The following is a 7,736-nucleotide window of genomic DNA, read 5'->3' on the forward strand; positions in this document are numbered from 1 at the left end:
TCAAGATTTTGTTATTGCTCACTTTTAAATCCATCGAAGCATGCTCATTTTTCTATATGTGCAACCAACTGTGCAACCATTTGTGAAACTTTTCAAGCCGTGGACCAATCGCCTCGAAGCCGCGGTGCTTAGCTATTGCCGTGGCTGGACCGAAGGCTTTCAGACCCGTTGATGCGCGCCGGTCAACAACCGAATTTCGGCAATTCGTGTTTTTTCCGCATAAGAGTTCTGAAATGCGATCGGCTGAAAACTCACGCTCTTCGACCATCGTTACTGCGATCCGAAGGATATCTTTTCGGTAGGTCTGGATGATCTTACGGGCGATCTCCTCCGCGGCTCCTAAACAATTCTCCACATCGGCGTTTGCAGCGTGTGCGGTTCCGTACCGCAGTGTGATATCGATCGGAATGTGCGCAAGCTGAGTACCCAAGCCCCATTCAAATAGGGCGCGGCCAGCGAGGCGCGTTGCTTCGGCGAGGTCCGAGCTGGGCCCAAGCCCGGCTCCGTTAGAAACACTGCCCAGGATAACCTGTTCCGCAGCCCGCCCGGCCATCAGCGTCGCAATACGGTGCCGGACAGTTGTTTGGCATTCCAAGGGGCTTTCCGGAATTTCAACGGATCCGCCAGTGTTTGTCAGCACAGCCTTTCTGGCGGGCGGAATGCCGAGATGATGGGCAACGACGATGTGACCGGCCTCGTGGACAGCCATACGCCAGAGCAGGTATTGATCATGAGGCCGTGCGATCCTTGATGCGGCATCCTGCAGGTGTTGGTCTTGCAATTCAACGGCTTCTGATCGAGCCAATCCGAGCGCTTCGCGAACAATTCCCACAACCTGGGCTCCGGATGCTCCCAACAGCTGATTTGCGATGGGCGCAAGGTCAAACTGGCCTTCGGGCTTTCCGATTGCCTTCGCGAGAATGCGGATGATCGCAGCGCGTTCCGGATGGCCGATCTGCAAGTGGGTGTCGAAACGTCCGGTGCGGATGATCGCCGGGTCAATCATATCGCGGTAGTTCGTGGCCCCCATCACCACCACGCCCGGCGTGTCGTTGAGCACGGACAGGTGTTCGAGCAGCCCATTGACCACGCCGACAATGTAATCGTTTCGGCGGCTAGGCACGTTCCGGTGGGTGAAGGAGTCCAACTCGTCGAGAAAGAATACACTGGGGGCGTTCCGGATGGCTTCGTTAACCTTGTCAGACAGTGCGCGAAGCATGTCACCTTGATGGCCATGCCGCTGACAATCGGAATAGCTTGTCGAGATCAGAGGCACCTCAAGGGAACCCGCCAATGCCGCTGCGAGCAACGTTTTACCGTTTCCCGGCGGGCCATACAAAAGGACGGAAGCGGGGACCTCTGACCACGCCAGGTTTCTGGAACGCCACGCTCCGATGTCAGCGACCAAACGATCCATGCGGTCGCGTGCGGCGTCATTCAGCACAACATCTTCCAAGGTTTTTCCGGTAGGTTTCCGGAGGCGGGCCGCTGCGTCTGCAAGGGTTCTTGCGACAGTGAGTGTCGTCGGTTCGCGAAATGCGCTCTCAATGACTGCAAGCGGCAAGGCGGCAAGAGAACTGGACTCCGAGAGCAGCGTGCGGAGATTTTCCGTGGCAACCTCGCCAGTCGCAGAATGCGTGACCCGCAGGACCTCAATCCAGATTTCAGCCGATAGCGGCGGGAGGTGGAGAGCACTTTGACACATCGCGCGTCCGACGGGGGGAAGAGAAGCGAGGCCCTGGGTGAGAACGATAACTTTCGCACCTTTGCGAACCGCAGAAGCGATGGCATTCTCAAAATGCTCTCCCCGCTTCTCTGTTTCGCTTTTGGAGCCCGTCAGCGCCTCTTGTTGAACGACGATTTCGAAGCCCCGCCACCGGCTATCCAAATGATGATCCAAGTCTGAAAGCCACTCCAGGATCCGCTCGATCTCGCGCCGAACAGCTTTCAGGTCTTGGGAGGATGCGACCGCAAGCTGGGTGAAAGACCGCGACTTCGTAAAGACTTCGATGTCTTTGTCGCTTTGAAGCAAGGTCGCGAAGCGCGCGGCGTAGAGCAATGAAGCCACTGGAGGCTGAGGCAAAGGGCTGGTGCGATGGGTATCAAGTTCCTCCGCCCAAGGGTCACAGCGCTCTGCGATGGCTTCCGCGACCTCGCTGTCGGTCATTCCGGAAGCCGCTGGTGTCGCGGAATAGAGCGCATCGAAACGCGCCTGAAGCGGTGTGAGCATCGCGTCGAAACTGGGCGGCACGCCAGTACCGACGGCGAGGTCGCAGGTCTCCGCGTCAAAATCAGCAGGTGAGCCGCTGATGACGCGGGCTTCCGCGACACGGTCGCGATGCCAAAGGGCAATGCGACGCAAGAGAGGGCGCATGATCGAGCGAACATGCGGAGAGAGCGCGCTGGCGCGCGGGTTCAATGATAGTGGTGCCATAGGGGAAAGGTTCCGGAAACGATGGGAGGGAGGAAGCGCAGCGCAGGGCGCGGCTACGCTTCGGTATCAGTAGGAGGTCAGAATGGAGGCATGTCCGAAGTCGGATCCCAACCGTCGACGACGGCATCGAGAAGGTCGGAAATAAAGGCCTCCGCACGATGGTCATAAATTTCACTAACAGTACGGAGGTGCTGTTCGAAATTCTTAGACGGCACGATCAGGTCGGGCCAAGAAGCTGCAATGAAGGAGTGCAGTGCCTTTTCGATGCGGACAGCCTGATGTCCCGTTGTCATCGGGATGTCGCGAATGACGGCCCCCTTGGTCACCAGCGGGTCATGCTGGACCTGCCGCACCCGGTATTCCGGATTGCTGCTGTACCCCAGTTTGATCACCGGAGATTCCGGAAGCTGGAAGCGGAGGAGGTAAATCTTGCTCGGCTTGGATGTCCAGCTTTCACCGCAGCTGGCGCAGTCGACGTCGCCGTGCCGCATGTTTGCAATCGTCACGTTTTGCCGGTGGCCGCAGGCGTGTTCGTATCGACGATAGCTGGCATGCTTGCGGTCTGCATTGCAGATCAACTGCCAGCCCTGCGCTTCTGCCTCTCTGGCATGACGTGCTCTCAAACAAATACCGCAGCTCAATTTGTGCCCACCAGCCGCCGCGGTCTCGACACGTGTATGCTGCCGGCGATCGGCATGGCCGCAGGGCAACTCGTAAAGGCCGTAGCGTCGCTTACCTTTTGGGTCAGGTCCTAGAAGGGTAGCACCATAGCCCGCGGCGGCATTCTCGCGGCGCGTTCGGATACAATGAGGACATTCTGGATTGTGATCTCGAACAACGCTGACGCGCTTCAGAGTCGGCGAACCACAGGTCTTGCACCCAAGAACGAGGTGCTCATGACTGACGGCACGGCCTACGATGGCAAAGCCTTTTGCATCTGCGGCTTTCTTCCAATTCGCGAGAATGGGCCCGTGGTGAACTCGTCGGAATTTTCCATCGATTGGAAAGGCGTAGATAGAATTGGTGATAGGCATTCAAGACTCCAATCGAATCTGTCGCGCGCCGGAGGAAGGAGCGGTCGCGGGGTGGGGTTTTGGGAAGGAAAGCTGCCGCATCGAAGCCGTGCGAGGCGCACCAAAAGGAATAGTGCGGCAACTGATTTCGCGTCCGATCAGCGCAGGCTCATGACGACCAAGTTCGCGCTGTAGGCTTCCAAGAGGCAAAACGCTTCTTCCAGCAGGTCGGCCACTCCGGGGCACGCCTTTCTGTGCTTCTTTGCGCTCGACAGGATGTGCGCGCCATGAAGACTGACACAAGTTGGTTTCGGGGCCTGTTCCGGAATGGTCTCAAGCATCCGTGCCGCGGCTGCTTGCAGATCCGGGTGCCCATCTTGCGTATTCTGAACGGCGTGCAGCGACTGGATGCAGGCTGCCCAAACCGATGCTGCGGCATGGCCCAGTTTTGCGCGGCTAGGAGCATTCGACGGTGCCGCGAAATACTCCCAATCCGCACGGAGCGCCGCGAAGAGAAGATCCAGAGTATTCCGGAACTCCAGACGGTCGGGAGACGCGAACTCAACAGAGGGTTCAGCCCCGTTCGGTGCCGTGGTAGTATGTGTGTCAGCCATAATGATCTCCATCTGATCGTTTCGGTTAGCGAAAGCGGAGGAGTTGCAGCTTCTCCGCTTTCGTGCTTCCATATGATATCAAGAAATCAAACCTGTCAATAGGCAATATCATGAAATCACGCGGACGCCCAAGAGTCGACACTCAACCGGTCATGGTTAGGATGCCAACAGAACTTTTAGCGGCCCTAGACGAGGCGCGGCGAGTGGATGAAGATCTCCCCAGCAGGCCGGAATTGATCAGGCGGATCATTGAGGACTGGGCTGCGCGGCGAAGGCGGGAGAGTTAGTTTTCATTGCAGTGACTAGGCTATGCTAAACCTAAAAAAATCGACCAGCCGGGGTCTATATTTGACGCAAGCAAACCATATCCGAACGCGGCGAGCGCGTATGTTCGCCGTTGCCTAGAGCCATTACTTTGGGCGGGGAGGAGCCATTCGCCGCTGTTGCGAGGGGGGATTGCGCTGGAACAGTAGGAGCAGACGTTCAGATGGGCATGAAACCGAATGGCACGCGGCACCCCCGCAAGTCTCCTCCGAGCCCAAGAAGACTTCGTAAATATCTGGAGGCTTCGGTGGCAGGATAGATGCGCTTGTCGCGAACGGCCCGAAGCGGTTTTCAGTCAGTGCCGCGGCGAGTGTCTGCTCACCGCCCGGAGCAACCGGGTCAGCTCTCGGCCCATTCCCGACCTTCAGAACACTGCTTCGACGCTGCTTCGCAGCAGCATCAAGCGGACATTGATCCGAACCACTGCTCTTAGAAGGGAAATGACGCGCTGACTTGACCTCTCCGTGAGACAGCGCGTCAGCTGTTCAGCGGAAACGCGCTGCGTTCTCTGCGGCCGCAGCCTCCGTATCGCCCTGACCGAAAGCCGACGATCGCGGCTCCGGCAGTTGCAGCGCCTCCTGGACCCGCGGCATGGCGTCAATGCGGTCGAACCACGCTTGCAGGTTCGGCAATCCGTCGACGCTCACCGTGGCCCAGAAGTAGCTGCGCGCCCAGGGGTAGGTCGCGATATCCGCGATGGACATCGCATCGCCGACCAGCCAGTCGCGCCCGGCAAGCCGCGTATCCAGCACTTCCAGCAGGCGGCGGCTCTCGGTCACGTAGCGGTTAACGGCATAGGGCACCTCGTCGCCATTCGGCTTGGCGATCCGCTGGAAGAACATTGCCTGGCCCATCATCGGGCCGATCCCGCCCATCTGGAACATAAGCCATTGCAGCGTCTCCGAGCGCTCCTTGAGATCGTGGCTGAGGAAGCGGTCGTATTTCTCGGCGAGATAACACAGGATCGCACCGCTCTCGAACACGGCGAAGTCATCCGCGCCGCGATCCACGATGGTCGGAATGCGCCCGTTCGGATTCAGGCGCAGATAATCCGGCGCCTTCTGCTCCTTCTTGCCGAAATCGATCGGCACCAGCTCATAGTCGATCTGCGCTTCGTGCAGGAAGATCAGAGGCTTCCAGCCGTTCATTGTGTTGGCGGTGTAGAGGACAATGTCAGGCCGCGTCATTAGAAAACTCCCCGAAGGTCATTGCCAGATGGTCGTCGAACCGGGCAAGATCTGTGGTTACGTCGGGGTTCTTCATCACGTCGAAAGCCCCGAAAGTCGGCAGCGGCGCCATGCCGAAGAACTTGGCGTTCAGATGGACCGGGCGCAGGAGGTCGTCCAGGGACATGCCCTCGAAGAACGGCTCTGCCGGGTCGTCGAAGGCCTCAGCCGGGGCGTTCAGCGTTGCCGAGATCATGTAACGGGTTCCTGCCAGCTTGCCGCCCATGCCGTAATTCGCTTTCGGTGCGGCAGCGCTACGCCCGTCGCCGTTGCTAAGCTGCCCGCCCATGCCGACCGTGTAGATCTCGTCCATGTATTTCTTGAACGACCACGGCACGCCCATCCAGTTCACCGGGAACTGCAGGACGACCCCGTCCGCCCAGAGGTGGCTGTCCACCTCGGTCTGCACATCGTAACCGGCTGCCACCGTAGTCAGGCGGACCTCGTGTCCCTGCGCCGCAAATGTGGCCTTGGCGCGCTCTACCAGCGTTTCGTTGAGTTTACCGGGGGCAAATTCATAGGGTTGCGCGCCGTTCAGAATGTAGATCTTGCTCATGTCGTCTGTTCCATCGTTGCTGCGCCCGCTTGACATAGGCGGGGTCCGGGATGAGATGAATGTGGTGGGCAGCAAAAACAACCAGTATACTTTTTGTAACCTAAGCCGGAACAGATCAGCGGAGCGCGAAACGATGGATGCAAAGATCGAAATAGACGGTGCTGGCCGACGGAGCGCGGCAAATGCCTGCACCGAGCCCTGCGCGATCGAGCGTGGCATGCGGATCATCGGAGGGAAATGGACTGGCTCTATCCTTTGGCACGTCAAAGATGGGCCGGTGCGGTTCAACGACCTCGCCCGGATGATCGGCGGCGCATCCAAGAAGATGATCACGGAACGCTTGCGGCAACTCGAAAACCAGGGGCTGGTTAGGCGCGAAGTCTGCGACACTGCTCCGATCACCGTGGTTTACGAAATCACCGACTTGGGGCGCACAGCCTTGGGTTTCCTGGACGAACTGCGCAAGTGGAGTGAGGGCCTGCAGAAGAGTTTGACCACCGAAAAGTGATGGCCTGTAGATGGCATGATCGGCCCAAAGGAGACATTGACCGACGGTCGCAGTGCCGCAATGCAGCTTCCCCAAAGCGGACGTTGTCGGCGGAGTGCAGCATTTTGGTATGGTCAATGACCGCAATGCGGACAAAGCGCCATTTTGCTGCGGCTGCGCAAATGGCTGCTTTAGGCCTGGCGCACCAATAGAACATTGCAGCAGGACACGTCGGTTAATCCGTATAGCTTCGGCAGGCATCGACCCCTACGGCTGTCGAGGCAAGTAGTTGATCTGCGTCGCGGATGAGATCAGCAATCCGCCTGTCCGCAAGGCGATACCGGACGAACCGACCTTCGTTCCTGCGACTGACCAGACCGCAATCCAAAAGGCAGCGCAGATGGTTCGAGACATTGGGCTGACCAAGACCTGTTTGGGTAACGATTTCCTGCACGCTGCGTTCGTCCGACAGTAGCGCATCGAGGATCGCAAGACGGCTGGGGTCGCCGAGACCCCGGAAGAGCTTTGCCCGCGGCTCAAGGGTGTCAGCTGCCGAAAGATCGTCTTGAATGTTTTGCAATGTCATATCATTATCCACTGATATGTTAGCGGCGACTTCTTTCGCACGCTACCTTCAAGAGGATCGCATATGAGCCGAGCAGATAACACCACATTGCCTACAACGTCTTTGCCGATCCGGATGCGGGTGCATGGCATGGACTGCGCCAAGGATGCCGCCGAGATCGAACGGGCCGCTCGGTCTGCGGGCGTGGCTGAAGGCGATGTGAAGGTGTCTGCCGCAACCCATGTCATGACATTGCGGATCGCCGAAGACGACTTGCCGAAAGTGCGTCCAGCACTGGACGCAACCGGCTATGGCTTTGAGCTGATCAAGAGCGGGGATACATCGTCCGATCCGGCTTACAAAGACCCGAGCTATCGCCGCGCGCTCTGGATCGTAGTCCTGCTCAATCTCGGCTACGGGGTGATCGAGATGTTCGGCGGGTTCCTGTCCGGATCGCAAGCTTTGAAAGCAGATGCCCTGGATTTTTTGGGCGACGGCGCAATCACCTTTCTGGGCC

The 7,736-nt window shown here is 58.5% G+C and carries 8 protein-coding genes and 1 pseudogene; 3 read left to right on the forward strand and 6 right to left on the reverse strand.

Features of this window, described 5'->3' with window-relative positions:
* Positions 1-52: 52 nt before the first annotated feature.
* The 3 genes from ACGYLX_RS16495 to ACGYLX_RS16505 form a co-directional block, all read right to left on the reverse strand.
* A complete protein-coding gene (locus ACGYLX_RS16495; protein WP_394450865.1) occupies positions 53-2,362 on the reverse strand; it encodes an AAA family ATPase in 2,310 nt (769 codons plus the stop codon).
* Positions 2,363-2,511: 149 nt separating this feature from the next.
* Positions 2,512-3,468, reverse strand: coding sequence for a GIY-YIG nuclease family protein (locus ACGYLX_RS16500; protein WP_394393652.1), 957 nt, complete (start codon positions 3,466-3,468; stop codon positions 2,512-2,514).
* Positions 3,469-3,605: 137 nt separating this feature from the next.
* Positions 3,606-4,061 carry a hypothetical protein gene (locus tag ACGYLX_RS16505; RefSeq protein ID WP_394393651.1) on the reverse strand — a complete coding sequence of 152 codons (456 nt, stop codon included), beginning with the start codon at positions 4,059-4,061 and terminating at the stop codon, positions 3,606-3,608.
* A gap of 161 nt (positions 4,062-4,222) precedes the next feature.
* Between ACGYLX_RS16505 and ACGYLX_RS16510 the strand changes: the two genes are divergently transcribed.
* Positions 4,223-4,348: a ribbon-helix-helix protein, CopG family gene (locus ACGYLX_RS16510; RefSeq protein WP_394377500.1), complete on the forward strand. Its 126-nt coding sequence runs from the start codon at positions 4,223-4,225 to the stop codon at positions 4,346-4,348.
* 522 nt (positions 4,349-4,870) lie between these two features.
* Here ACGYLX_RS16510 and ACGYLX_RS16515 read toward each other — a convergent pair.
* Together ACGYLX_RS16515 and ACGYLX_RS16520 are read right to left on the reverse strand one after the other, a co-directional pair.
* Complete coding sequence (locus ACGYLX_RS16515; protein WP_394393646.1) at positions 4,871-5,572, reverse strand: glutathione S-transferase family protein; 702 nt, start codon at positions 5,570-5,572, stop codon at positions 4,871-4,873.
* Positions 5,559-6,167, reverse strand: coding sequence for an NAD(P)H-dependent oxidoreductase (locus ACGYLX_RS16520; protein WP_394450868.1), 609 nt, complete (start codon positions 6,165-6,167; stop codon positions 5,559-5,561). Before ACGYLX_RS16520 ends, ACGYLX_RS16515 begins: the two co-directional genes overlap by 14 nt.
* A gap of 133 nt (positions 6,168-6,300) precedes the next feature.
* On the opposite strand from ACGYLX_RS16520, the gene ACGYLX_RS16525 reads away from it, so the two are divergent.
* Complete coding sequence (locus tag ACGYLX_RS16525; RefSeq protein WP_394393642.1) at positions 6,301-6,675, forward strand: winged helix-turn-helix transcriptional regulator; 375 nt, start codon at positions 6,301-6,303, stop codon at positions 6,673-6,675.
* Between the two features lie 214 nt (positions 6,676-6,889).
* On the opposite strand, the gene ACGYLX_RS16530 is transcribed toward ACGYLX_RS16525, so the two are convergent.
* Positions 6,890-7,240, reverse strand: coding sequence for a helix-turn-helix transcriptional regulator (locus ACGYLX_RS16530; protein ID WP_014132722.1), 351 nt, complete (start codon positions 7,238-7,240; stop codon positions 6,890-6,892).
* Between the two features lie 63 nt (positions 7,241-7,303).
* Here ACGYLX_RS16530 and ACGYLX_RS16535 point away from each other — a divergent pair.
* Positions 7,304-7,736, forward strand: a pseudogene (locus tag ACGYLX_RS16535) (cation transporter); the annotation flags it as partial.

This window comes from Sulfitobacter sp. 1A13496 (genome assembly GCF_043557225.1).
GTDB classification, from domain to species: Bacteria; Pseudomonadota; Alphaproteobacteria; order Rhodobacterales; family Rhodobacteraceae; genus Sulfitobacter; species Sulfitobacter faviae.

Excerpts from the sequence above, each read along its gene's own strand:
- ACGYLX_RS16530 (WP_014132722.1), bottom strand. The coding sequence starts at position 7,240 with ATGACATTGCAAAACATTCAAGACGATCTTTCGGCAGCTGACACCCTT.
- ACGYLX_RS16520 (WP_394450868.1), bottom strand. The coding sequence starts at position 6,167 with ATGAGCAAGATCTACATTCTGAACGGCGCGCAACCCTATGAATTTGCC.
- ACGYLX_RS16525 (WP_394393642.1), top strand. The coding sequence starts at position 6,301 with ATGGATGCAAAGATCGAAATAGACGGTGCTGGCCGACGGAGCGCGGCA.
- ACGYLX_RS16510 (WP_394377500.1), top strand. The coding sequence starts at position 4,223 with ATGCCAACAGAACTTTTAGCGGCCCTAGACGAGGCGCGGCGAGTGGAT.
- ACGYLX_RS16500 (WP_394393652.1), bottom strand. The coding sequence starts at position 3,468 with ATGCCTATCACCAATTCTATCTACGCCTTTCCAATCGATGGAAAATTC.
- ACGYLX_RS16515 (WP_394393646.1), bottom strand. The coding sequence starts at position 5,572 with ATGACGCGGCCTGACATTGTCCTCTACACCGCCAACACAATGAACGGC.
- ACGYLX_RS16505 (WP_394393651.1), bottom strand. The coding sequence starts at position 4,061 with ATGGCTGACACACATACTACCACGGCACCGAACGGGGCTGAACCCTCT.